At 54.4% G+C, this 23,829-nt stretch carries 23 protein-coding genes; 19 read left to right on the top strand and 4 right to left on the bottom strand.

Annotated elements, in window-relative coordinates; all coding sequences use genetic code 11:
- From WHS46_05370 to proC, 4 genes are all read right to left on the bottom strand, one after another.
- Entirely contained in the window at positions 1–495 is a 495-nt protein-coding gene (locus WHS46_05370) for an OadG family protein (protein ID MEJ5348098.1), read from the bottom strand.
- A 15-nt stretch (positions 496–510) separates the two neighbouring features.
- Positions 511–936, bottom strand: a complete 426-nt coding sequence (locus WHS46_05365; GenBank protein MEJ5348097.1) for a cyclic nucleotide-binding domain-containing protein — start codon at positions 934–936, stop codon at positions 511–513.
- A 153-nt stretch (positions 937–1,089) separates the two neighbouring features.
- The gene (locus WHS46_05360) at positions 1,090–3,273 is read right to left on the bottom strand and encodes an acetate--CoA ligase family protein (protein ID MEJ5348096.1); all 2,184 of its coding nucleotides are present in this window, start codon (positions 3,271–3,273) and stop codon (positions 1,090–1,092) included.
- A gap of 197 nt (positions 3,274–3,470) precedes the next feature.
- The gene (proC, locus tag WHS46_05355) at positions 3,471–4,310 is read right to left on the bottom strand and encodes a pyrroline-5-carboxylate reductase (GenBank protein ID MEJ5348095.1); all 840 of its coding nucleotides are present in this window, start codon (positions 4,308–4,310) and stop codon (positions 3,471–3,473) included.
- Between the two features lie 264 nt (positions 4,311–4,574).
- Here proC and WHS46_05350 point away from each other — a divergent pair, with 264 nt between their 5' ends.
- From WHS46_05350 to WHS46_05260, 19 genes are all read left to right on the top strand, one after another.
- Positions 4,575–5,159 (top strand): GNAT family N-acetyltransferase, encoded by a 585-nt coding sequence (locus WHS46_05350; protein ID MEJ5348094.1) that lies wholly within the window; start codon positions 4,575–4,577, stop codon positions 5,157–5,159.
- A 156-nt stretch (positions 5,160–5,315) separates the two neighbouring features.
- The gene (locus WHS46_05345; protein ID MEJ5348093.1) at positions 5,316–5,738 is read left to right on the top strand and encodes a response regulator transcription factor; all 423 of its coding nucleotides are present in this window, start codon (positions 5,316–5,318) and stop codon (positions 5,736–5,738) included.
- Positions 5,739–5,918: 180 nt separating this feature from the next.
- Positions 5,919–7,043 (top strand): hybrid sensor histidine kinase/response regulator, encoded by a 1,125-nt coding sequence (locus WHS46_05340; GenBank protein ID MEJ5348092.1) that lies wholly within the window; start codon positions 5,919–5,921, stop codon positions 7,041–7,043.
- A 339-nt stretch (positions 7,044–7,382) separates the two neighbouring features.
- Positions 7,383–7,853 carry an NAD(P)H-dependent oxidoreductase subunit E gene (locus WHS46_05335; protein MEJ5348091.1) on the top strand — a complete coding sequence of 157 codons (471 nt, stop codon included), beginning with the start codon at positions 7,383–7,385 and terminating at the stop codon, positions 7,851–7,853.
- Between the two features lie 10 nt (positions 7,854–7,863).
- Positions 7,864–9,717 (top strand): NADH-quinone oxidoreductase subunit NuoF, encoded by a 1,854-nt coding sequence (locus tag WHS46_05330; GenBank protein MEJ5348090.1) that lies wholly within the window; start codon positions 7,864–7,866, stop codon positions 9,715–9,717.
- 11 nt (positions 9,718–9,728) lie between these two features.
- Positions 9,729–10,118: an NADH-quinone oxidoreductase subunit A gene (locus tag WHS46_05325; protein ID MEJ5348089.1), complete on the top strand. Its 390-nt coding sequence runs from the start codon at positions 9,729–9,731 to the stop codon at positions 10,116–10,118.
- Entirely contained in the window at positions 10,091–10,606 is a 516-nt protein-coding gene (gene nuoB / locus WHS46_05320) for an NADH-quinone oxidoreductase subunit NuoB (protein ID MEJ5348088.1), read from the top strand. The genes WHS46_05325 and nuoB overlap by 28 nt, the downstream gene beginning before the upstream one ends.
- Positions 10,607–10,608: 2 nt before the next feature.
- Entirely contained in the window at positions 10,609–11,082 is a 474-nt protein-coding gene (locus WHS46_05315) for an NADH-quinone oxidoreductase subunit C (GenBank protein MEJ5348087.1), read from the top strand.
- Positions 11,075–12,196, top strand: a complete 1,122-nt coding sequence (locus tag WHS46_05310) for an NADH-quinone oxidoreductase subunit D (GenBank protein ID MEJ5348086.1) — start codon at positions 11,075–11,077, stop codon at positions 12,194–12,196. Before WHS46_05315 ends, WHS46_05310 begins: the two co-directional genes overlap by 8 nt.
- A 79-nt stretch (positions 12,197–12,275) precedes the next feature.
- Positions 12,276–13,265 carry an NADH-quinone oxidoreductase subunit NuoH gene (gene nuoH, locus WHS46_05305; protein MEJ5348085.1) on the top strand — a complete coding sequence of 330 codons (990 nt, stop codon included), beginning with the start codon at positions 12,276–12,278 and terminating at the stop codon, positions 13,263–13,265.
- A 61-nt stretch (positions 13,266–13,326) separates the two neighbouring features.
- Positions 13,327–13,767: an NADH-quinone oxidoreductase subunit I gene (locus WHS46_05300; protein ID MEJ5348084.1), complete on the top strand. Its 441-nt coding sequence runs from the start codon at positions 13,327–13,329 to the stop codon at positions 13,765–13,767.
- Entirely contained in the window at positions 13,764–14,291 is a 528-nt protein-coding gene (locus WHS46_05295) for an NADH-quinone oxidoreductase subunit J (GenBank protein MEJ5348083.1), read from the top strand. The genes WHS46_05300 and WHS46_05295 overlap by 4 nt, the downstream gene beginning before the upstream one ends.
- Positions 14,288–14,596 carry an NADH-quinone oxidoreductase subunit NuoK gene (gene nuoK / locus WHS46_05290; protein MEJ5348082.1) on the top strand — a complete coding sequence of 103 codons (309 nt, stop codon included), beginning with the start codon at positions 14,288–14,290 and terminating at the stop codon, positions 14,594–14,596. Before WHS46_05295 ends, nuoK begins: the two co-directional genes overlap by 4 nt.
- 66 nt (positions 14,597–14,662) lie before the next feature.
- Positions 14,663–16,609 carry an NADH-quinone oxidoreductase subunit L gene (locus WHS46_05285; GenBank protein ID MEJ5348081.1) on the top strand — a complete coding sequence of 649 codons (1,947 nt, stop codon included), beginning with the start codon at positions 14,663–14,665 and terminating at the stop codon, positions 16,607–16,609.
- A 62-nt stretch (positions 16,610–16,671) separates the two neighbouring features.
- Positions 16,672–18,153 carry an NADH-quinone oxidoreductase subunit M gene (locus tag WHS46_05280; GenBank protein ID MEJ5348080.1) on the top strand — a complete coding sequence of 494 codons (1,482 nt, stop codon included), beginning with the start codon at positions 16,672–16,674 and terminating at the stop codon, positions 18,151–18,153.
- Positions 18,154–18,175: 22 nt separating this feature from the next.
- On the top strand, positions 18,176–19,597 hold the full coding sequence (locus tag WHS46_05275; protein MEJ5348079.1) for an NADH-quinone oxidoreductase subunit N: 1,422 nt from the start codon (positions 18,176–18,178) through the stop codon (positions 19,595–19,597).
- Between the two features lie 42 nt (positions 19,598–19,639).
- Positions 19,640–20,515: an NADH-ubiquinone oxidoreductase-F iron-sulfur binding region domain-containing protein gene (locus WHS46_05270; protein ID MEJ5348078.1), complete on the top strand. Its 876-nt coding sequence runs from the start codon at positions 19,640–19,642 to the stop codon at positions 20,513–20,515.
- 67 nt (positions 20,516–20,582) lie between these two features.
- The gene (locus WHS46_05265) at positions 20,583–22,898 is read left to right on the top strand and encodes a molybdopterin-dependent oxidoreductase (GenBank protein ID MEJ5348077.1); all 2,316 of its coding nucleotides are present in this window, start codon (positions 20,583–20,585) and stop codon (positions 22,896–22,898) included.
- A 593-nt stretch (positions 22,899–23,491) separates the two neighbouring features.
- Positions 23,492–23,829, top strand: a 338-nt coding sequence (locus WHS46_05260; protein MEJ5348076.1) for a hypothetical protein, incomplete at its 3' end; no start/stop codon positions are given.

Genomic DNA, 23,829 nt, shown 5'->3' with positions numbered 1-23,829 from the left:
TCAGGACTCCGAATTCTCGTCTGATCTCACAAGCACTTCAGGATTCCAGCGATAAAATCCTCGTTGATCCCCTTTCATTTCTTCGATCAGGCCCAAAACCAACATTTTGTACAGATGGTAGTGAGGTCGATCCATGCCCCTTTTTTCCGCATGCTCCAAGAGCTTCGGCAGCGAAAACACATCCCCTTGGCGCTGGCTGAGCCAGTGAAAGTATTGATAGGCTTCCATATCCTCACGAGACAGGGACATCTCGCGAACAGGTGGTGTCGTCGAAGGCCCTTGGGAAGGGACCTTCACCCCCGAGGAGGGAACGGGTTTTTCGCGAAGGAGGGTTTTTTCTTTAAAAACCTGAGCGGTTACGTCCCAGAGGTTCAAGATTCTGTGAAGATTTGCAAGGACAAGGGACAAAACGGAGAGCCCTACAAGAACAATGGCGACTCCCATAACCGTCAAAGACCAGCCGTCGACGGCTGCAATAGCTGACAGTCCCCGCATGGATCGCCTCCCTCTTCACGCCGCCATCGGTGTGCGGTAGGGTTTCCGTTCTTGAATAACCACCTCTATTTTGGCCATGATCGTGGTCGCCAGAGTGGTATCCATTCGAAAAAGGTCGAAAAGTTCGGCATTAGTGAATTGAAAAAACACGGAATCGGTCAGGCAGATGCCTGTGGCCGTGTAATGGAGCGGGCTGACCAGGCTGGACCATCCCAAAGCTTGACCGCTTTGACCAACCACAAGAGACCGACCGTTAGGAAAGCAGAGAAGGACACATCCTGATTTGAGAATGTACAAATATCGTGCCGGGCTGTTGGCTTGAAAGAGAATCTCGCCTTCTCGAAAGTTTACAATGGATGCGATGCGCGCCAGTTGCTGAATATCCGATTCGACAACATCTGCAAGAAAGGGGCTTTGTTTAAGTTCGGAAAGTTCCACCATGATCGACATTTCCTCTTGGGGAATCCTTTAGGGTGACACGGTTTGCGGGGTTCGATCTAATAAAACCAGAGCGAAAGCGTCAAGTCATTTCACTGAAAGCCCCCCTCAGGTGTGGACTGTTTTCCTGTTAAGAGACCGGTTTCCGCAAAAGACTCAAGGTCCATAGCCCGATGGACCGATGGTTTCGTCCGCCACGATACGACAATCCACAGCGCAGCAGCCGTCGCTGTTGACAAACAAGGGATTAATGTCCAGCTCACGAATCTCCCCATGATCCCAAGCCAATTGGGAAAGGCGTTTGAGAACTTCCACGAGAGTGTCCAGGTCCGCGGACGGTTGTCCTCGAACCCCCCGAAGAAGGGGAAACAGACGTAACGACTCAATCATGGACCGTGCCTCGTCCACGGACAACGGGGCTATGGCCTGACGAACATCCTGAAGCACTTCCGCATAGATGCCTCCCATACCAACGGCAACAACAGGGCCGAACTGTGGATCCCTTTTGACACCGAGAAGCAGTTCCCAACCGCTCAGCTGTCTTTGCACTTGAAGGCCTTCTAGTTTTCCTTTCGGGGACACTGTGTGAAAACGTCGAACCAGATCGTCAAAAGCCCTACGGACGGCCTCGGCACCGGAAAGCCCCGTGATGACACCTCCTTGATCGGATTTGTGGACCCATTCCGGCGAGACCACTTTAAGCACCACAGGAAACCCCACCTCTTCGGCCCAGGAAACAGCTTCTTCCACATTCAGTGTCACCTTGGATGGTGCAGTAGGGATACCATGAAGACGAAGCCAGTCCAGGGTTTCGTTCCCCAGCAACACACCGTGAGGTAAAGAGGCTTTCCCCCGTTCTGTGGTGTTTTCGAGTCTCTCCAACTTCGACGTCTTTGATGGGGGACTTGAAACACGTTCCGATGCCGTCGCTGCGACGGACCTGGGCCTGGTTTCGGCGGGTCTCATTTTTTGGCTCCATTGGTGAAATCGATAGGTTGCCGCTAAGCCCATGACAGCTTCGTCAATACTGGAAAAGCACGCGACACCCGGAATCCGGTCCAGAATGCGGGATTCCTCGAAAGCTCCATCGCCGTAAACCCAGCAGGCCAAGGGTTTCTGATGTGTGTTGTTTTCTTGGACACGCCGCAGGGCTTTTTCGAACCTCAAATTGGCGTGCAAGGACGAAGCCATACACGGAAAAATGGCCAGAATGCCGTGTGTGTCGTCTTGCGCCACTAGGGCTTTGGCCGCCTTTTCCAGCACATCCGTGAAAGAGCCGCCGACCATGCCGAGAGGCCACAAATCAACGGGATTGTTCAAGTGGTGCCAAGCGATTTTGGGGTTTTCAAGGCTCTCTCGAGCCTCCTCGGGAAAAGGAGCTAACTGAAGCCCGAAATCTTCACAGGCGTCCGCAGTCATGATGCCGCAGGCTCCCGTGGCGGTGAGCACCGCAAGATTCGGCCCGATCATCGGTCGGAAATGCAGGAAAGCCTTGACCACCGCCCGTAACTCCACCATAGAGCGCACTCGTAAGAGCCCTGCCTTATGAAAGGCGGCTTCAAAGACCGCATCTTCTCCAACAAGAGACCCCGTGTGAGACAAGGCCGCATGGGCACCTGCGCCACTTCGGCCCGTTTTCAGAACGATGATGGGCTTCTGAGGGCTGATGGAGGCGGCGATCTCCAGAAACTCTCTTCCGTAGCGTATCCCTTCCATGTGCAGGACAATGATTTGAGTCTGCGGGTCTTGAGCGCAGTACTTCAGAGCGTCCACGAAATGAATGTCGCAACCGTTGCCGATGTCGATGGCTTTTCCGAGCCTTCCGGTAAAGGATTCGATTCCGACCTGAAGAACACCCGATTGGGCCACCAAGGTCAGGGGAGGCGGATCGGGGTCTCGTGGAATGTCGATAAAAGCCGTGCTAAAACCGTCAAAGGCATTCAGGATGCCCATAGTATTGGGGCCGAGCACTCGAGCCCCGGCGTGGTGACACATGCGGACCAATTCTTCTTGAAGATTGCGACCCTTCAGGTCCGCATCGGCGAAACCCTGACTGATGATCACAAGGTTTTTGATTCCCTTAAGAAGGCAGTCTTCAACGACCGGCAAGACGCGGTCTCGCCCTACGGACACTACAGCCAGTTCCGGCACATCAGGGAGCTGCGCTGTCGTCGCGTAACAGCGATGACCAAGGATTTCGGAAGCCGAAGGATGGACCACATAGATGGTTCCTTTGTAGCCGTATCTCAGCATCATTTCCAGATTGTTGTAAGCGCCTACCCCCGTCTGGCGCGTGACTCCCACCAGCACCACCGATTTCGGATTGAGAAAACTTTCCATGTCGCCTCCTAAGCCTTTCCCTTTCCATCGGTCCAAGGAAAACCATGGCCTGCCCTTATTGTTCGACAGCCTTCCTCGAGGAAGTCCACGAACGCCCAGCGACGATGGCGTCGAATGCCTTTTAAGTCGGGGCGAGGCGCCGTCTCGCCCCTGCTTTTTGGGCTGGAACGACTCATTCCAAGGTCTCGGACAAGCTCCTAAGCTTTTGTCCAGGTGTTCGATTTTGGGGTGCCATAGACGGCTCCCAGGGCCGTGGACCGCTCCGTGGCGGCCCGCACCGCCCCCATGACCGCTCCTCGAAACCCTCGTGATTCTAGAATTTCCAGCCCATGAATGGTGGTGCCTCCAGGCGAGGTGACCATGTCTTTCAGAGCGGCCGGATGTTTTCCGCTCTGTTGAGCCATGATGGCTGTGCCGAGCACGGTTTGAATCACAAGGTCCGAAGCGATGGGACGGGGCAGCCCCATGAGGACTCCCCCGTCGATCAAGGCTTCCAGGAAACATAAAACATAGGCCGGGCCGCTTCCCGTAAGGCCTGTAACGGCATCGAGAAGTTTTTCCGGCACTTCATGGGCAATACCTACGGCTCGAAAGATCTTGAGAGCCCATTCCATATGGTTGTTTTCGGCATACCTGCCTCGGGCCAAAGCACTGGCTCCCGAAAGGACCAAGGCCGGCGTGTTGGGCATGACGCGGATCACAGGGGTTCCAGGGGGTAAAGCGGCTTCCAGCGTGGCGAGAGGCATGCCTGCGACGATACTTACGATCAAGGGACGATGCTGCGCGCAACGGCCCAATTCCTCAAGAACTTCGGGTACATTTTGGGGTTTGACCGCCAGGATGACCGTGTCCACGGCACGTACGCATTCGGAAAGCGACGGCTTTTGGTGAATGCCGTAGGATCGAGCTAGATGCTCCATGCGCTTTTCAAGCACGTCATAAACGTGAAGGTGATTTGAAGAAACAATGCCGGCCTGAATCAATCCCCGCACCAAAGCTTCCCCCATGTTGCCTCCACCGATTAATCCGATGTCCATGAACTCCTCCGTCCTCGAAATTGACTAAGGCTGTTTCCCATGGCATAGCCATGCCACCGGAACCCGCATCCTTTGTGAGGGGGGACCTGCGTGTCCACCCCCATCAACCATTCCCTGTCCGTGCAGAAAGAAGCCTGTCTGTTTGGCGATCCTTGGATCTTGTGCGCCACAGCGATTTCCAGTAAAGGGAGATGGAATAGCAACATACCTTTGTGAACAAAAGCACCGTGGAACATTTCCCCAAGCGGTCGGAGGATAAAGAGGATGATGCGCTTTGAAGCCCCCAAGCCCAAAGAAAGCCTTCTGAACAACGGGGAGCCTGTCCTTTTCAAGATGCTGGTTCGAGACGACGAGGAAGCGGTGCGCACTTTTTTCCATGACATCCCCGACCATGAAGTCGAAGGGTTTCGAGATCAGGTGCCGGATCCTCGCACCGTGGGAACGTGGATTCGCCAAATCGATCTCGCTCGTGTCCTCCCGCTGGCAGCTTGGAACGCACCCCAGACCCGCCTTATCGGTTTGGCGTCCTTGAACCGCATGGCCGGAGCCTACAGGCACGTGGCCGAAATCTACGTGGTGGTGGGTGCGGACCATCGCCAATTGGGATTGGGGTCATCGCTTATCAAAGAACTCATTGAAATCGGCACGCGTCAAGGGCTCTACTTTCTCAAAGCCAAGGTGCTCATAGAAAACCAACTGGCCCTGCGAGCCTTTCGCCAGTTGGGTTTTGAAGTGAAGGCCACTCTCGAAGATTACTTCATGACCCGGGACGGCAAAACCAAGGACGTGGCCCTGATGCTCAAAAGACTGCGCTTCGATTTGGAAGAAGACTTCTTTTACCTCTTCTGAGGTGGGCTTCAAAAAACCCAAGGGTAAAGACCAGGACAAACTAGCCCATATTCCATTGACAGACAAGGGGCGATCCGGTAAGTTCACGAATCATTTCACATGTGCGTGTGCCACCCTTCCCGAGGTGAAAGGCCTGAAAGGCTGGAGGAAGAGCTCATGGCGACTAAGGCAAAGATTCTCATTGTGGATGACGATGCGGATTTCGCTAAATCGACCAAGATGATCTTGCTTGCCGACGGCTATGACGTCATCTGGGCTTCGGACGGCAAGGAAGGTCTTCGAAAGGTTCAAGAGGAAAAGCCTGATCTGATCATTCTGGACATCATGATGGAAAGCATCTTTGAAGGTTTCAGCCTGGTGAGCAGCCTGCGCTCGGATCCTCAGCTGTCGGCCTTCAAGCACATTCCCATTTTGATGGTGTCCAGTGTTCGGGCGGACACGGGGTCGCGTTTCGCTTTTGACGACGCGGAGGACATGGGATCCCTGTCCGAACCCGACGACTACCTGGACAAGCCTTTTAAGCCCAAAGAGCTCCTGGACCGTATTGCTGAACTGTTGGCCCGGCGCCGGTCTTCTTAGCACTTGCGAAGACGGGTTTCGATGGACTATGAGTGCCCCGCGAGGCAACGGCTACAGACGTCTTTGCCTTTCGGCGGTGCTCTTGGGGGCTTACCGAGCCTTCAATGCAACGTGTTGACCGGATCATGTTCACGATGGTCTTTCCGGCCCGTGAAAGACCATCGACAAAGGCGCTCTTTCGTGGATGCTCCAAAGATTCTGGTCATCGATGATGAGGAAATCGCCCGTGTCTCATGCCGACGCGTGTTGGCTCGAGAAGGCATGCAGGTGAGCCTGGCCTCCAGCGGCCGGGAAGGGCTGGAAAAACTTTTATGCGATCCCTGCGACCTTGTGCTTGTGGATCTGAAGATGCCGGAAATGGACGGGGTCGAGGTGGTGCGTCGCATTCGAGAATTTGACCCGAGCATCGTAACGGTGCTGATTACCGGTTACGCCACCATCGAAAGCGCCGTCGCGGCTGTCAAAGAAGGAGCGTACGATTACCTTCCCAAACCCTTCACGCCGGAAGAGCTTCTCATCGTGGTGCGCCGAGGTCTGGAAAAACGTCGTCTGGACCTGGAATCTCGAGCCCTGCGTGAAGAAAAAGAGGCCATGGAACGCAATTTCGTCACCATGGTCACACATCAATTGCGTTCTCCGCTGGCGGCCATACTGCAGTACTTCGAAGTGCTTTTAGGTGGCATTGGAGGTGACCTGAGTGAAGCTCAACGGGAAATGCTCAGCCGGGCCAAGGAACGCCTGGAATCCTTGATGCAGCTCATCAATGATTGGCTCGACATGAGCCGCTTGAGCGAAGGGGAAATCGTCAAAAGGCTGCAACCCACCTCCTTGGCCGCTTGCGTGGATTCAGCCCTCAAGGGTTTGGAATGGGCGGCCAAAGAAAAGAAGGTCACTCTGGAGGTGAATCTCTCCAAGGATCTTCCCCTGGTCCATGCGGATGCCGACTCTTTGCGCGAAGCTCTCAGCAACCTGGTGGCCAACGCCATCAAGTACAACCGCGAAGGCGGCCGCGTGGTCATAGAGGCGAAACCTCAAGGATCGTGTGTGTTGGTGACCGTGGAAGATACGGGACTCGGCATCGATGCTAAGGAAATCCCTTTTATTTTTCACCAGTTTTATCGAGGAAAGGATCGGGAGATTCGAGCGCAACAGGGGACAGGTCTCGGCTTGACCATCGCACAGAAGGTGGTGCGGGCCCATGGAGGCACCCTCGCGGTTACCAGCGAAAAGGGGAAAGGTTCCGTGTTTTCTCTGACGCTCAATGCGGCTCGAGCCGATGGCGATGGATTCAACCCGAACCCTTAGAAGGTTGTTGAGCAATGAGAGCGGATCACGGTTTTTCTAAAACCCAAGACCTCCGGGGCGCCCGTCTAGTGGGCGTAAGGGGCGTGGTTTCAGGGAAAAACCCGTTCTCGGACATGCTTTTCCTTGCAAGGTCTAAAGGTGTCGGCTTCGGTAAGACTGTGGGCCGTAGGAGACAAAGCACAGAAAGTTTTATGAACGGGGGCCGCTCCTGTGCATGCACAATTTTTTCCTTGACCTACAGGGACACGTTGTGCAAAAAATCACGTACCCTTAGGGGGTGTTGTCTTTTGTTCCCGCATGGATCGGCCCCGGCGACAGGATGTGTGGAGGCTTCCTCGTATGGAACAGTTGCTTCAGGACGTGGATGCGGTCATTGATCAGTGGGGCGCCAAGCCGGAATCCCTCTTGCAGATCATGTTGGATGTGAACCACAAGTTCAACTATCTGCCCAAGGAAAGCCTGCTGAGGATTTCTGAGCGGTTGCGCATGCCCATCAACCAGATTTATAGCGTAGCCAACTTTTTTAAGGTCTTCAGCTTAACGCCGCGTGGCCGCACCATGGTACAGGTATGTACGGGAACGGCGTGTCATGTGAAAGGGGCTCCGAAGCTTATTGACCGTGTCCGGCAGGATTTGGGTTTGGAGCCGGGACAGACCACGGAGGATTTGGCCTTGACTTTGGAAACGGTCAATTGCGTGGGGGCGTGTGCTTCGGCTCCTGTGGTGGTGGTCAATGGTGAAACCCACAGTGAGATAACCCCGAACAAGATGGCGTCCCTGATTAAAGAGATCAAAGCCAAGAGCGCGTAGGTGACAAACCATGAAGCGGCTCACAAGCATTCAAGATCTGGACGCGTTGCGGCAGCAGATCCTGGAAAAGCGCAAGCACATTCGTAAGCGGATTCGCGTGTGCAATGGCACGGGGTGTCATTCTCAAGGAAGCCAGAAACTGGTGGACGCCTTTGAGAAGGTTCTCTCAGAGAAGGGACTGACGCGCGAATACATGGTGGTTCCCACCGGGTGCAACGGCTTTTGTGCCGCGGGACCCATTGTGGTCATTGAACCTGAAGAGGTTTTTTACCAGAAGGTCAAGGCCGATCGGGTTTTGGAGATCGTCGAACGCAGTGTTCTTGGCGGCGAGGTCATCGAAGACCTTCTGTACGTGGATCCCACGACGGGAAACCGTATCGTTCACGAATACGAAATTCCTTTTTTTGCCAAGCAGCAACGAATCGTCTTCAAGGATACCGGAAGCAATTTCACACGGGACATTGAGGACTACATCTCTCGGGGCGGCTATTCCGCCTTGGCCAAGGCGCTCTCTTCCATGACCCCGGAACAGGTCATCGAGGAGGTGAAAATTTCCGGTTTGCGCGGTCGAGGTGGCGGAGGCTTTCCTACGGGAGTGAAATGGGAATCATGTCGTCGAGCTCATGGAGACATTAAGTACGTGATGTGCAACGCCGACGAAGGCGACCCTGGCGCTTACATGGACCGTTCCCTTCTCGAAGGCAATCCCCACCAGGTGCTGGAAGGTATGATCATTGGGGGTTACGCCATCGGAGCCAGGGAAGGCTACATCTACGTTCGGTTTGAATATCCCATGGCCGTGGAGAATGCCATTTGGGCCATTCAACAGGCCAAGGAATACGGCCTTTTAGGCGAAAATATTTTGGGGACCGATTTCAGCCTGGACATTCACGTGAACCGAGGGGCCGGAGCCTTCATCTGCGGTGAATCGACGGCGCTCATGGCTTCCTTGGAAGGAAAGATCGGGGAGCCTCGAGGCAAACACATTCACACCGTCGAAAAGGGTCTGTGGAATCGCCCGAGCAACCTCAACAACGTGGAAACGTGGGCCAATGTACCTCTTATCATCAACAATGGTGGGGCCTGGTACGCTTCCATCGGCACAGAGCGCAGCAAAGGAACGAAGATTTTTTCTTTGGTGGGAAAGATCAACAACACGGGCCTTGTGGAAGTGGCCATGGGGACGCCGCTGCGTACCATTATCGAAGACATCGGGGGGGGCATTCCAGGGGGTCGAAAGTTCAAAGCCGTTCAGACGGGGGGGCCCTCGGGAGGCTGTGTGCCGGAGCGACTCATCGATCTTCCCGTCGATTTCGAAAGGCTCAAGGAAGCCGGTTCCATGATGGGCTCCGGCGGCATGATCGTCATGGATGAAGCCACGTGTATGGTCGATGTGGCCCGATACTTTTTGAACTTCCTTGTGGAGGAATCGTGCGGCAAGTGCATTCCGTGCCGTGTGGGTGTGAAGCGCATGCATGAGCTCGTCGTGGATATGTGCGAGGGGCGTGGGACTCCGGAACACCTGACCAAACTGGAAGAACTCTGCCATGCTATTGAAGAAACAGCCTTGTGCGGCCTTGGCAAAAGCGCTCCCAATCCGGTGCTCAGCACGCTGAGATATTTTCGCGACGAATACGAAGCCCACGTTTATGACAAAAAATGTTCGGCCAAGATCTGCAAGCCTTTGATTCAATATATCATCGATATGGACAAATGCACCGGATGTGGAGCTTGCCGACGTCGGTGTCCGGAAAACGCCATTATTGGCGTCAATAAGGAATGCCACGTGATTGATGAGGAACTGTGCGTTCGGTGCGGAATCTGCATTGAAACCTGCAAGTTCAAGGCGATCTACATCGAATAAGAGGGGTGTTTATGGTACCGAAAGCCCTGCTTGGAGATTTTCTGGCCATCGCCTTTTATCTACTGGTCGGGGTGGTGTTCGCGGTTATTCCGATCATCATCTCCCACCTCATCGTGCCGCGCAGCAAGGGACCTCGCCGTGACGAGACCTATGAAAGCGGTATGGAAACCATTGGAAGTGCCTGGATTCAGTTCACAGCAGCCTATTACATCTACGCACTCATTTTCTTGGCTTTTGACGTGGATGTTCTCTACCTCTTTCCGGTGACTTTGGCCTACGGCCAGTATGCTTTTCGGGATTTCGTCGAAGTGGTGATCTTTTTGGGCATTTTGTCTCTGGCGATTGTCTACGCGTGGCGAAAAGGAGTGTTTGAGTGGAAAACCAAAGAGGAGAGCCGGTAATCCAGTTCGCCCTGCTGGACGACCTTCTTAATCTGGCGCGGGCCAATTCTCTTTGGCCCATGACCTTCGGGTTGGCATGCTGTGCCATTGAAATGATGGCGGCGGGGGCGTCTCGGTTTGACTTGGACCGATTCGGTGCGGGTGTGTTCCGGCCGTCGCCGCGTCAATCGGATGTGATGATCGTGGCGGGGACGATTTCCAAGAAGATGGCGCCGGCCATCCAGATGCTTTGGGATCAGATGCCGAATCCCAAATGGTGTATTGCCATGGGGAACTGTGCCATTTCCGGAGGTCCCTTTGAATACGACGGTCAGTACGCCATTGTGCCCGGAGCGGACCTCATTGTGCCGGTAGACATTCACGTTCCGGGGTGCCCGCCCAGACCCGAAGGGCTTATTCAGGGCATTCTGGCTTTGGAAGACAAGATCACCAAAGGGGAAAAGCGCAATCTGTTGCGCCGTTTTCGACGATTGGAAAAGGTGAGTTGATCATGGCGGCAAAAGACGAAGCGGTGCGGCGCCTTCGAGAACTTCTGGGGGAAACGGCCCTCAAGGAGGATCCCGATTTTCGAGCGGGCATTTCCTGGACCGTGTCATGTGCCAAGGAATCCCTCGTTCCGGTCATGAAGATTTTCAACGAATGCGGCTTTTATATGGAATCTTTGACCGGGTTGGATTTTCAGGACACTTTGGAGCTGGTTTACCACATGAACACTTACGAGCCGAGGTCCCGCATGGCGGTTAGGCTTTTGTGCCCGCATGACGGTGAAGTCCCTTCGGTGACGGGGCTTTTTGATTCGGCGTTGTGGCAGGAACGCGAAGCCTGGGAATTTTTCGGTGTGCGCTTCAGCGGCCACCCGGACCTCAGGCGGCTTCTGCTTCCGGAAGACGCGGACTTTTATCCGCTTCGCAAGAATTTCGGCAAGGTTCACGCTTACCGTAAACGGGAAGAGGTTTATGGCTGAACAGTTTCCTCAACCGGTCCAGCAGCAGCTCTACAGTCTGAACCTGGGGCCTCAGCACCCGAGCACGCACGGGGTCTTGCGGGTGCTTCTTACCCTGGATGGGGAATACATTCTGGAGGCGGATCCTATCATCGGCTATGGGCATCGAGGCCATGAAAAGATGGGAGAAAACCGCACCTATCTTCAATTCATGCCCAACTCCAGCCGCATGGACTACCTTTCGGGGCTGCTCTACAACCACGGCTTTTGTCTTGCCGTAGAAAAGCTGGCGGGGATCGAGCCTCCGGAACGGGCCAAGTACATTCGGGTGATCTGTGCCGAACTGAACCGCATTTCCAGTCATCTTTTGTGGTTCGGCACCTTTCTTATGGACTTGGGTGCCTTCACGCCGTTTCTCTATTGTTTCGACGACCGCGAAAACATTCTGGACATTTTGGACCGAGTCAGTGGTTCTCGCTTGACGTACAGTTACTGCCGGTTCGGTGGAGTGGCCCGCGACGTGGATGAGGTGTTCATCGATCAGACGCGGGCTTTTATTAAGAGACTGCGAAGCCGGTGGCCGGATTATCACAACCTGGTGAGCAAAAACGTCATTTTTATTCACCGTGTTCGGGATGTGGGCATTATCGACAAGGATCTCGCCCGTCGTTTCGGTGTCACCGGTCCCAACCTTCGAGCGGCCGGGATCCCTTTTGACATGCGCAAGGTGGAACCCTACGAAGTCTACGACAGGTTTGACTTTGAAATCCCTACGGGAACCAAAGGGGACGCTCTGGATCGGTATCGCGTGCGGCTGGAAGAAATGGAACAGAGCTGCCGTATCATTGAGCAGGCTTTGGACCAACTTCCGGACGGACCCTATCGTCAGGAACGTGTTCGACTGAAAGTCACACCGCCTCGAGGTGAGGTGTATTTTGCCTTTGAAAGTGCCCGTGGCCAGACGGCTTATTATCTGGTAAGCGATGGCAGCGCTTATCCCTATCGGGTGCATGTGCGAGTGCCCAGTTTTGGAAACCTTCATTGCTTGACCGCGGTTTTAAAGGAAACCCTTGTGGCCGATGCCATCGCCATTTTGGGTAGTATCGACATTGTGGTCCCGGAAATTGATCGTTGAAAGTCTCCTGGAGCGTGAATGAGGCCCGTCTTCAGGAAGTGACGGACCGCACCAACCCCTGGAAGGAGATCGTTGTGTCATGATGGAAGCCGCCGCAACTTCGGGTGCCTACTGGCTGAGACTCATTATCGGTCTGGTCGTCGTGCTGATTTTCAGCCAGCTCAATGCCCTCTTTCTCGTCTGGCTGGAACGGAAAGTGGCCGGTCATATTCAGGTTCGGTTGGGTCCCATGGAAGTGGGCCCACACGGTTTGCTTCAAACCATCGTGGACGGCATCAAGCTGGTGGGCAAAGAGCTGATCACGCCGGCGCGGGCGGACCGAAAACTCTTTGTCATCGCGCCGGTGTTGGTTTTCATGCCGGTACTGGTGGCCTTTCTTGTTCTTCCTTTTGGGCCGGACCTCATCATTCGCGACATGAATGTGGGATTGCTGCTCATCTTTGCCTTTTCCACCTTCAGTGTTCTGGCGATTCTCGTCGGGGGCTGGGCTTCCAACAATAAGTATGCCCTTTTGGGAGCCATTCGTTCGGTGGCGCAGGCTGTGGCCTATGAGATTCCATTGCTGCTGTCGGTCATGAGTGTGGTGATCATGGTCAATTCTTTTCGATTCAGCGAATTGGTCATGGCACAACAACGTGTATGGTTCGTGTTCTTACAGCCGGTAGCGGCCCTTATTTACTTTATCTGCGCCACAGCCGAAACCAACCGTGCACCCTTTGACATTCCCGAAGCGGAATCGGAGCTGGTGGCCGGGTTTCATACGGAATACAGCGGCATGCGTTTCGGACTCTTTTTCCTTGCTGAATACACCAACATGTTCATCGTGTGCGCCGTAGCCACAAGCCTCTTTTTCGGTGGGTGGCATGGGCCCTTTGGGTTCAGTTTCAAGATTCCCGGAGTGGTCTGGTTCCTGGCGAAGACCTACGTGCTTCTCTTTGTGCTCATGTGGTTTCGATGGACTTTTCCACGCGTTCGATTTGATCAGCTCATGAACTTTTCCTGGAAAGTGCTCATTCCCCTCAGCATGCTCAATTTGGTGATAACAGCCTTGGTGCTCAAGTTTGTCTAAGGGCATCGACGGCTCTCGGAACGGCTGACGTTAAAGGCATAAGCGGAGTAAAAGGGCGGCTATGGGATACTGGAAAGACATCGTGCTGGGAGGCTGGAGCCTCATCGAAGGGATGAAGGTCACGGGCCGAGCCTTGTTCAAGCCCGTGGTCACGGTGCAGTACCCTCGAAGGCACCTGGAGATGTCCCCGGCCTACCGTGGGCATATCGAATTGAAAGTTTTTCCGGAAACGGGAACCCACGGCTGTATTGCCTGTGGAACATGCCAGAGGGTATGCCCGTCACACGTGATCAAGGTCCAGGGGGTGAAAGCGCATGCCCGCAGCGGCAAAATCGCCACCCATTACGTGATTGACTACACGCGCTGCAGCCTGTGCGGGCTATGTGTGGAAAGCTGCCCCACCCAGACCCTTAAGTTTTCTACGGAGTATGAGCTTGCGAGTGATTCCCGGTGGGACGGCGTGGTGGACTTGGTCCTGAGGATGGAGGAAAGCCGATCATGAGCGGAAGCTTCGTCGTTGAGAGCTTAGCCCAAGCCGTCTTTTGGGTGGTCGTGGGTCTTGTCTTTGGAGGGGCCGCTCTGGCGGTTTTTCCTCGAAACATTGTCTACAATGTTTTGGGCCTCATTTTATGCTTAACGGGTGTGGCTGCGCTTTTTCTCTATTTGGGCAGTTTCTTCCTCGCTTTGATGCAGCTTCTGATCTACGTGGGGGCCATCTGTATCGCCATCGTTTTTGCCATTATGCTTTCACGCCCCCTGCATCTGGAAGTGCCCAAGAGACGCATGCCCAAATTGGCAGCTGGCATCGGAGCCGCTTCCATCTTTTTTGTGGCCGTCAGCGCCGTGGCTTGGAAAACGGCGTGGAAACCGGCGGCGGAACGTGGAGCCGACTGGTCCGTCGCCACCATCGGCCATCTGCTGTTGACGCGTTATGCCCTGGTTTTTGAAATCATCTCCCTGGTATTGCTGGTGGCCATCATTGGCGCCATTGTGACCACAGGATTCAGCCGGAGGTTGTCTTCGTGAATTCGCTCAGCGTCTATTTAATCGTCGCGGCGGCGCTTTTCAGCCTGGGACTCTTCGGAGTGCTCATGCGCCGAAACCTCATCGGCATGTTGATTTCCATCGAACTCATGCTCAACGGCGCAAACCTTAATTTTATGGCCTTTAACCGCTTCCTGGCACCGGAGCCGGCTGTGGGGCAGATCGTGGCCCTGTTTGTCATGGGCATCGCGGCGGCGGAAGCGGCCATCGGCTTAAGCATTATCTTGGCGCTTTTCCGCAGGCTGCGCTCCATCAATATCGAGCGGGCCCAGCGGCTGCGCGGCTGAGAGCCGACGCGTCATGGTGTGGGTGTGCTTGTCATCTGTAACTTCAGCGTGTGAAGGACGATGTCCATGATGTGGCTACCGCATGATCCGATTCTGACCGCGGCTTTGGCCTGTGCCACCTTACCGTTTTTGTCCATGGCGGTGATTCTGATTTTCACTCGAGCCTACCCAAAGGTTTCGTGTGCCATTTCGGTGAGCGCCATCACGGTGTGTTTAGGCAGCGCCCTGTATCTGCTGCTCACCTTGCGTCACGCACCGGCGCCCGTGGATTACCAATGGGCATGGATCATTTCCAGCGATATGGTCATTCCCTTTGGGTTCCTTCTGGATCGCCTCAGTCTTCTCATGTTGACCATTGTGGCGGTGATCAGCTTCCTGGTGCAGGTGTACTCCATCGGCTACATGCACGGGGATCCGGGTTTCAGCCGGTACTATGCTTTTCAATCGCTCTTTGCCTGGGCCATGATGACCATGGTCATCGCTCCAGGCATGCTGCAGCTCTACATCTTCTGGGAATTGGTGGGGCTCGCCTCCTACTTGTTGATTGGGTACTACTACGAAAAATGGAGCGCGTCGCAGGCCGGCAAAAAGGCCTTTGTCATGACCCGACTCGGAGACATCGGCTTTTTCCTGGGCATTATCGCGGTCCTTTTGGGGTTTGGGGATCTGGGTATTCTGAACATGAACGCCGCGGCTCAGGCGGGGGACATTCATCCTCAGGTGGTCACTTTGGCAGCGCTGTTGATCTTTTGCGGTGTCATCGGAAAAAGCGCACAGTTTCCGCTCTTGACCTGGTTGCCGGATGCCATGGAAGGCCCAACTCCGGTCAGTGCGCTGCTCCATTCGGCCACCATGGTTGCCGCCGGTGTGTATCTCATGAGTCGCATTTTTCCGTTCTTTGCCGCATCCCCTGATGCCATGGCAGTGGCCTTGGTTATCGGTACCATCACGACGCTTTTGGCATCCACCATGGCATTTGTCACCTACGATATCAAACAGGTGTGGGCTTATTCCACAGTCAGCCAGTTAGGGTTCATGGTCATGAGCCTGGCGGCCGGCGGCTATTTTGCCGGTGTCTTTCACCTGACGACCCACGCCGGTTTTAAGGCTCTATTGTTCCTCTGCTCGGGTATATTTATCCATGAATACCACACCAACGACATGCGGGAAATCGGCCGTGGAGGTGGCCGCAAGCTGGTCATTCCCATGGTCTGCATGACCGTTGGGGCTCTGGCTTTGGCGGGTATTTTTCCTTTCTCAGGATTTTTCAGCAAGGAAGCCATCCTTGGCGTGCTTGCAGGCTATCCCAACAAAATCTTTTTGGCAGCCGGCCTCCTTGGGGCTTTGATGACCGCCTATTACAGTTTTCGCCTGATTTTCTTCATCCTTTTTCCGCGACAGACTTTTGAAGAGGCTTCGCACCATGAAGGGCATGGCGGTGGCCACGGGCATGCCAACGATCATGGAGGCGGGCATCATGGGCATGTTTTTTGGGCTATGGCCTGGCCGTGCATGATTTTAGCCGCCATCACACTGGTTTTGGGCTTTTTCCAAAACGAACTTCAGGCCTATCTCATAGGTCACGACGCGGTCTCCCATGCTCATGAAGCCGCGGAACACGGCGGTCACGGCCTGAGTCATTACATGCTTCTCATCACGGCGGTGACTCTGGCTGTAGGTGGCGTGTTTTTCGCCTACTTGGAATTCGGCTGGAAAAAGGCCACTCAAGAGGGGTTCTTGCGTAGATTTCCGGCCGTGGAAAACCTTTTCGCCAATCGTTGGTACATGGACCATTTTTACCGCAAGGCCTTGGATCTTTTGGTGTACTGCGGTTTCACCAACATCTTTACGCGAAACGATCGTCGCGTCATTGATGGGGGCATTGACGGTATTTGCCGCTTTACGGTCGGAGGTGGCCGTGCAGTGAGTTTCCTTCAGTCAGGGATGCTTCAATACAACTTGGTGCTCATGGTGGCCGCCGTGGGTGTCCTGGTCTTGGTGTTTGCCTTGTAAGCATGGCGACCTAAGGCGACGGGGGCATGTTTAGGAATAGGAACGTATAGACACGAGTGGGCATGCTTATGACAGCTATGGAATTTGCGCAGTTTCCGATTCTGTCGGCGATCCTCTTTTCCACGCTGCTGGCGCTTGTGGTCATCCTGTTCATTCCCGATGACCGCCCCACGTTGGTCAAGCAGGTAAGTTTAGGATTTGCCGCCGTAGGACTGGTGCTCAGCCTGTATCTCTATGTGGCCTTCGACCCTCAAAAAAGCGGGTTGCAGTTCGTGGAACGGGTTCTGTGGGTCAAGAGCCTGGGGATTTACTATTTCTTGGCGGCGGACGGCATCAATGTGCCCATGATCTTGCTCACGGCTGTGGTGCTCTTTACCGGCGTTCTGACCATGTGGGAGTTGGACAAACGCGTCAAGGAGTACTTCGCTCTCACCTACTTGCTGGTGGCCGGGGTCTACGGCGTCTTCATGAGCATGGACCTCTTCTTCATCTTCGTCTGGTACGACGTTTCGCTCTTTCCCATGTACCCGCTGATTGCCATCTGGGGCAGTACCCGCAAGGAATACGGAGCCATGAAGCTGACTCTGTACCTCCTTGCAGGAAGCGCTTTCATTCTTCCCGGGATCCTCTATCTATGGGCCGTGGCCGGCGGCACGACTTTCGACCTCTTTGAACTTCAAAGACTCGGCTTTGATGTCCAGGTGCAGCGCATCGCCTTTGTCCTGCTCTATCTCGGTTTCGGTATTCTAGCGGGTGTGTGGCCGTTCCATACATGGTCTCCGGTGGGCCATGTGGCGGCTCCCACGGCGGTGAGCATGATCCACGCCGGGGTTCTCATGAAGTTGGGGGCCTACGGTATTTTGCGCGTGGGCATGACCCTGTGTCCTGAAGGGTTGGTGTACTGGGCGGATCTCATGGCGCTGCTGGCCACCATCGGCATCGTTTATGGAGCCTTTGTAGGCTTGGCTCAGACCGACCTGAAATATGTGATCGGGTATTCCAGTGTGTCCCACATGGGCATCGTGGGGCTCGGACTGGCCACCATGACCGTCGATGGGATCAATGGGGCCGTTTTTCAAATGTTTTCCCACGGCATTATGACCGCTCTCTTCTTCTCCGCCGTGGGCTACATCTACGACAAGACGCACACCAAGATGATCCCTGAGCTGGGTGGGTTGTCAAAGACCATGCCGAAGGCTTCGGCCTTTTTCATCTTGGCGGCCTTTTGCGGTATCGGAGTTCCCTGCATGAGCAGCTTCTGGGCGGAGCTTTTGGTGTTCATTTCCGCCGTGAAGACATATCCCGTGCGAGGTATTTTGGCGGTTTCCGGACTCGTGGTCAGCGCTCTCTTTATGCTTCGGGTGGTGCAAAAGACCTTCTACGGGGACAAAAACCCCAAGTGGGAATACATCCCCGATGTGCCACTCTTTTTGGCATCTCCGCGCATCATTTTGGTGGGCATTCTGATTTTCTTCGGCCTGTTCCCAAGGCTCATTCTGGACGTGATTCAAAGTGCCGTGATTCCTTTTGTGAACAGCCTGTAGCGAGACGAGGGATGATTTGGTCATGATGAAATGGACCCTGTTTACCCCCGAATTGTATTATGTTGCCATGGCGTCCGTGTTTTTCATCTGTTCTTTGGAGAAGAAAGCGGACCCGAGGCGTCTCTACCGCTGGGCGGTGCCTCTGGCGGGGATCGGGCTGGCGGTGACTGTGGCATGCGCCCGCATGGAGGGGTTCCTGTTTTTCGACTCCTACAGGGTGGATCTCTTTAGCCAGGTCTTCAAAGTGTTCCTGGCGATGGGAATGTTTTTCGTGATTCTGGTGTGCAATGAACTACAGGGAATTGAGCCGAGAAAGCACGGCGAATTTTACTTCCTGCTTTCCATTTGCACCCTGGCCATGATGATGTTGGTGAGCGCCGTGGAGTTGCTCACCATCTACATTGCTTTGGAACTCTCATCCTATTCCCTCTATCTGCTGGTTCCCATGCGCCATCGAGCCGATGAATACGTGGAAACGGGGATCAAATATTTCATGGTGGGAGCGACGGCATCGGCGCTGATGATCTTTGGCATGAGTTATCTTTTCGGTGTGACTCATTCGACTTACGTGGTGGATATTGTGCAAAAACTGCCCAGTGTTTTTCATCAACCGGCGGCCTTGGTGGGCTTGGTGCTGGCTCTGGGTGGGTTTTTCTTCAAACAGGCCTTATTCCCGTTCCATATCTGGGCACCTGACGTGTACCAAGGTGCAGCCAATCAGGTGACCACCTACATCGCTACGGCGTCCAAGATGGCTGCGGCTGCGATGGTCATTCGGTTTGTGGGAATGAGCACGGGACAATCGGAACTGCTGGTACAGATTCTCGTTGTCCTTTCGGTTCTTTCCATGACCTTTGGGAATTTGGTCGCTATCGTTCAAAAGGACATCAAACGGCTATTGGCCTATTCCAGTATCGCCCATGCCGGCTACATGCTCATTGGTATTTTGTGCATGACGCAGCGCGGGTATTCCAGCGCCGTGTATTACGCCTTGGCGTATCTCGTCATGAACTTCGCCTGCTTTATGGTGATCATTCGAGTCGCCCCGGATGGGCATAACCTGCAGATCAGGGAATTGGCAGGACTGCATAAGCGTTCCCCCATGCTGGCCATGACCCTCATGTTGGCGCTCTTTGGGTTGGCCGGCATTCCTCCGACACTCGGTTTTACCGGTAAGTTCTTGGTTTTCGCAGCGGCCCTGGAAAAGGGGTACCTGCTTCTGGTCATTATTGGCATGATCAACGCGACCATATCCCTTTATTACTACCTTATCGTCATTAAGGCTGCCTATCTGTTGGAGCCTGTTCGAGAATACCCGCCGGTGCGCGTAGACACCTGGACACGGGTGATGAGTGCGGCTCTGGTGATCGCCATGGTGTATGTGGGTATCTTTCCCGATCGCTTTGTGGCTCTTGCGGAAGCGACCGTCGCGGTGCTTCCGTAATTGAAGCGCCGCTGTCGTCTGAAAGGGAACAAGGATAGGACCATGTTGGAACGGTTAAAAGATCTCACACAGGATATTCAGGAAAAGGTCCGAAGCGGCGTGCGAGGGGTTCTGAAGCCTGCCGTATCGACGCCACAAGAGGCGGACCGAAAGACCCCGGCGAGCGAGCGGCTCTTTTGCGATCCTGGATCCAAGAAAGCATGCGTGACCGTGTGTGCTCCGCGAGGGGAAAGCTCCTGCGATGCCGGCGCGTTGAAGGAAGCTTTAGAAAGAGCCCTGGCGGAGCATGGGCTGCAGATCTCGGTTGGAGAAGCCAAGACGGGCTGTTCCGGAACATGCCGGCAGGGACCCTTTCTAGGGTTTCCTCAAAAGGGGTTTTTCTATCTTGGCGTGCCTCCCAAGGCCGCATCGGAAGTTGTTCGAGAAACGCTGCTCAAGGGAAGGCTTCTCTTTCCGTACCTTTCGATCAATCCCGATCGTTCTTACCGAACGGATCTTCTTTACGACCGGTTCAGCGGCCTTTTAGCCGCCATTGACGATTCGGTATGCATGGTGGAAGTGGCTAAATACTTCCTCGATTTTGAGGAAGGCCTTTCGTGCGGCAAATGTGTGCCGTGCCGTTTGGGTATCAAGCGCATGCAAGAAAGCCTGGATCGCATCGTGGGCGGTCAAGGAACCTTGGACGATTTGGAACAGTTAGGCATTCTGTGTGAGACCATGATTTACGCTCCACACTGCCAATTCGCCATGGCCAGCACCAAGCCTGTGCTGAGCGCCATCACTTATTTCAGGGACGAGTTCTTGGAACACATCGAAAAAAAGGAATGCCGCGCCGGAGTCTGCCAAGCGTTGGTGGAGATTCAAAAGAAGAAGGCTTTCCGTGAGCGTATGGCTCCAAAGAAGAAGAAAGCGAAGTGAGTCGAAAGCACGCGAGGAGCGCGGATTCGAATAACGAAAGGAAAGCACCGGAAGAGGGACGGGACATATGGCGACGATCACGTTAAAGATCAATGGCCAAGAAGTGCAGGTGGAAGAAGGCGCGACCATTCTGGATGCGGCGAAGAAGGCGGGGGTCTATATCCCGACTTTGTGTTATCATCCTTATCTGCCTCTGGAAGAGGCTTGCCGTATCTGTGTCGTGGAAGATGTGCGGCGAGGATGGTCGACTCTGGTGGCCGCCTGTGTCTTTCCAGCCCGGCAAGGTATGGTGATTGAAACCGATTCTGAAAAAGTCCAGGAATCACGCAAAACCATTCTAGAACTGCTTCTTTCGGATCATCCCAACGCCTGTATGACCTGCCAGGCGACAGGGGCGTGTGAATTGCAAGATCTGGCCTATCGGCATCGTGTGAAACCGGACGCCTATCCCGGAGAACGTCACAAGCATCCTGTGGATTCGGATCCCAATCCATACCTGCATATCGACATGAACAAGTGCGTCTTATGTCGTCGATGCATTCGAGCCTGTCACGATGTGCAAGGGGCCGATATCTGGACCAAGGTAGGTCGCGGCTTTGAACAGCGAATCTCCACGGCTTTTGAATTGCCATTGCAGGATGCGGGCTGCGAATTCTGCGGACATTGTGCCGATTTTTGCCCCGTCGATGCCATCGGCTTTCGAGCAGGCCGTCATGAAGTGCGTTCATGGGAATTGCACAAGGGAGCGACCATCTGCTTGCAGTGTCCCATGGGATGCGGCGCCGTGTATGACACGTACAAGGGTAAGGTGGTTACGGTCCACGGAGACTTTGAGGCTCCGGCCAATACGGGCGCCCTGTGCAAGGTAGGGCGTTTCAACTACAATTTCGTGAACACACCCAATCGGTTGACCAACGCGTGGGTGCGCGAAGCTTCCGGAGAGCAGGTTCCCAAGTCTGTTGACGAGGCTCTGGATGCGGCGGCGGGCAGGCTGTCGGAAATTGTTGAAAAGCACGGAGGAGCCTCTGTCGGAGTTTTCGCGGGAGGCATGCTCACCAACGAGGAGTATTACCTGCTTCAGAAACTGGCCCGTGGAGCCTTGCGCACCAACAATGTGGACAATCTGGCCGGACCATGGCACCTGCCGCTTTATGAAGGGCTGAGCAGCAGTCTTGGGTGGGGAGCCATGACCAATCCGCTGGACGATATCGCATTGGCCAAGAGCTTGCTGGTCTTGGGATCCAATACATTGGAAAAGCATGCCATCGCGGCGCTTCGAGCGAGAAAGGCGGTGCGTGACGGCGCTGTGATGATCGTGGCCCATCCGGATCGTGTTGGATTAACTAAGAACGCTGAACGGCATCTGGCCATTCGTCCGGGATCGGAATCCAGTCTGCTTTGTGGTTTCCTAAAGGTCATTGTTTCTGAAAAGCTCTATGATACCGCTTTTGTCGAAAAATACACGCTGGAATTCGAGAAACTGGAACGAAGCCTGGATAAGATCGGTTTGCAGGATGTGGCGGAACGCACAGGCCTTACGGAACAGGACATTCAAGAAGCCGCTCGGCTTTACGCCTCCAGAAAACCTGCGTTTTTGATCTACGGTGCGGACATGGCCCAGGATCCCGCCAACGAGGCCTTGTATCGTATGGGAGCGGCCCTGCAGATGCTCGTGGGCTCCATAGGGATTACGGGAGGGGGTTTTGCGGCACTCGGTGTTTCCGGAAACGCTCAGGGAGCGGCGGATTTTGGGGCCTGGCCCAAGTATCTGCCGGGTTACCGCAGTGTCAACCAGGCCTCAGCCCGCAAGGTGGTGAGCAACCTGTGGGGTGTGGAACCCCCGGGTGAGGCTGGCCTCAGCTGGCCCCAGATGTTTGAAGCCATCGAGAAAGGAGATCTCAAGGCTTTATACTTGGTTGGCGTAGATCCTTTTGATCTGGGCTTACCGGAGCGGGTCGTGGAGAGTGCCTTGGCCAAGCTGCAGCTCCTGATCGTTCAGGATTGCGCCAAAACCCGAGCGAGTGACTACGCGCATGTGGTACTACCGGGAGCCGCCTTCATGGAAAAGGAAGGCACCGCCGTCAATTGCGAACGGCGCATCCAAAAACTGTCCGTAGTAATGTCGCCTCCCGGCGAAGCACGAGCGGACTTCGATCTCATTCAAGGGTTGCTTCGCCGTTTAAACGCCGATCTTGCCCCGGCGGATCGAGCCCAGGCCTTTGATGAGGCTGTCCAGCTTGTCAAGGAAATGGCTCCGTTGCGCTATGATACCTTGGGGAAAAAGGGACGGTGCTGGCCTATTCGAGAAGATGGGTCTGGAACCGAACGCCTCAGTCTTTCCGAAGACAAACCTTCCCTCAAGTTTTTTGCGGCTCGCCTTTAATGAGCATGTTTCCTTTGGACCTCACTATGGCGGGGTCCAAAGGAAAGCCTTTCAGACGGTCCAGGCCCATGCGGATGCCTTCCCGCAGCGCCCGATAATCGGCCTTTCATCTTCATGCCCAAATCAAGCTTCACTCATGTTCCTGTAAGCGCTCTTTCCTACAGTAGAAACATCCGTGCCTCTCTTTGCTGATTCATTTCCAACATACAGGCACGCCACATGTGTCCTTGCGACGCCTCACCGAGGAACGGCCCTGTCGGGGCGGACCCATGTGTGCGCCCTTGAAATCGTCCTCAGACAACCCACCTGGTTCTCGGTTGTCTGTATCTCTCGATGAGATGAGGGTAGAGCCTTGAATCCGCAGGAAAAACAAGGTTATCGGAAAGCCTTGTGCGGGCCGAACCATGTGTCCGCTTGCAAAAACGTTCTCAAAGAAGGTCCTGCAAGAAAGGAATGATGCTTTATCAGGACGAAGGTCCTTGTCTTGATCCCTGCTAAAGGATTCGATAAGGTTGAAACAAATCTTGTTCCTGCTTGTCAGGGAGAATGGTTCTGAATCACCCTTTGGGTTCTTAAAAATAGGAGGGTCAACCTTGGAAATCAAAGAGGCAATTCGGGCGATTATTCAGGAATTGGTCGTACCGGAGATTGGATCGATCAAGGCCCAGATCGGGGAACTGGGGACACGAATCGGCGGCGTCGAAAGGCGTCTTGATGATTTCAACAGCCGGCTTGAAAACATCTACGTACAGCTTATCGAACAAGGCCGCCGCATCGACTACAACAGTGAGCGCATTGATGAGACCAACAATCGGATTGATAAAGTTCGTGAAGAGCTAACCTTCCGATTGGATGAAACCAATAAGCGCATTGACCATATTAGCCAGCGGATTGATGAGACCAACAACCGGGTTGACAAGGTTCGTGAAGA

The organism is Desulfosoma sp., assembly GCA_037481875.1.
Lineage (GTDB): Bacteria > Desulfobacterota > Syntrophobacteria > Syntrophobacterales > DSM-9756 > Desulfosoma.
This window is presented reverse-complemented; position numbering and strand designations above follow the sequence as displayed.

Coding starts and splice junctions, on each gene's coding strand:
- WHS46_05360 (MEJ5348096.1), bottom strand. CDS start 3,273: ATGGAAAGTTTTCTCAATCCGAAATCGGTGGTGCTGGTGGGAGTCACG.
- WHS46_05345 (MEJ5348093.1), top strand. CDS start 5,316: ATGGCGACTAAGGCAAAGATTCTCATTGTGGATGACGATGCGGATTTC.
- WHS46_05365 (MEJ5348097.1), bottom strand. CDS start 936: ATGGTGGAACTTTCCGAACTTAAACAAAGCCCCTTTCTTGCAGATGTT.
- WHS46_05300 (MEJ5348084.1), top strand. CDS start 13,327: ATGGGATACTGGAAAGACATCGTGCTGGGAGGCTGGAGCCTCATCGAA.
- WHS46_05280 (MEJ5348080.1), top strand. CDS start 16,672: ATGCTTATGACAGCTATGGAATTTGCGCAGTTTCCGATTCTGTCGGCG.
- WHS46_05275 (MEJ5348079.1), top strand. CDS start 18,176: ATGATGAAATGGACCCTGTTTACCCCCGAATTGTATTATGTTGCCATG.
- WHS46_05350 (MEJ5348094.1), top strand. CDS start 4,575: ATGATGCGCTTTGAAGCCCCCAAGCCCAAAGAAAGCCTTCTGAACAAC.
- WHS46_05270 (MEJ5348078.1), top strand. CDS start 19,640: ATGTTGGAACGGTTAAAAGATCTCACACAGGATATTCAGGAAAAGGTC.
- WHS46_05315 (MEJ5348087.1), top strand. CDS start 10,609: ATGGCGGCAAAAGACGAAGCGGTGCGGCGCCTTCGAGAACTTCTGGGG.
- WHS46_05370 (MEJ5348098.1), bottom strand. CDS start 495: ATGCGGGGACTGTCAGCTATTGCAGCCGTCGACGGCTGGTCTTTGACG.
- WHS46_05325 (MEJ5348089.1), top strand. CDS start 9,729: ATGGTACCGAAAGCCCTGCTTGGAGATTTTCTGGCCATCGCCTTTTAT.
- WHS46_05310 (MEJ5348086.1), top strand. CDS start 11,075: ATGGCTGAACAGTTTCCTCAACCGGTCCAGCAGCAGCTCTACAGTCTG.
- nuoH (MEJ5348085.1), top strand. CDS start 12,276: ATGATGGAAGCCGCCGCAACTTCGGGTGCCTACTGGCTGAGACTCATT.
- WHS46_05330 (MEJ5348090.1), top strand. CDS start 7,864: ATGAAGCGGCTCACAAGCATTCAAGATCTGGACGCGTTGCGGCAGCAG.
- WHS46_05265 (MEJ5348077.1), top strand. CDS start 20,583: ATGGCGACGATCACGTTAAAGATCAATGGCCAAGAAGTGCAGGTGGAA.
- WHS46_05285 (MEJ5348081.1), top strand. CDS start 14,663: ATGATGTGGCTACCGCATGATCCGATTCTGACCGCGGCTTTGGCCTGT.
- WHS46_05295 (MEJ5348083.1), top strand. CDS start 13,764: ATGAGCGGAAGCTTCGTCGTTGAGAGCTTAGCCCAAGCCGTCTTTTGG.
- proC (MEJ5348095.1), bottom strand. CDS start 4,310: ATGGACATCGGATTAATCGGTGGAGGCAACATGGGGGAAGCTTTGGTG.
- WHS46_05335 (MEJ5348091.1), top strand. CDS start 7,383: ATGGAACAGTTGCTTCAGGACGTGGATGCGGTCATTGATCAGTGGGGC.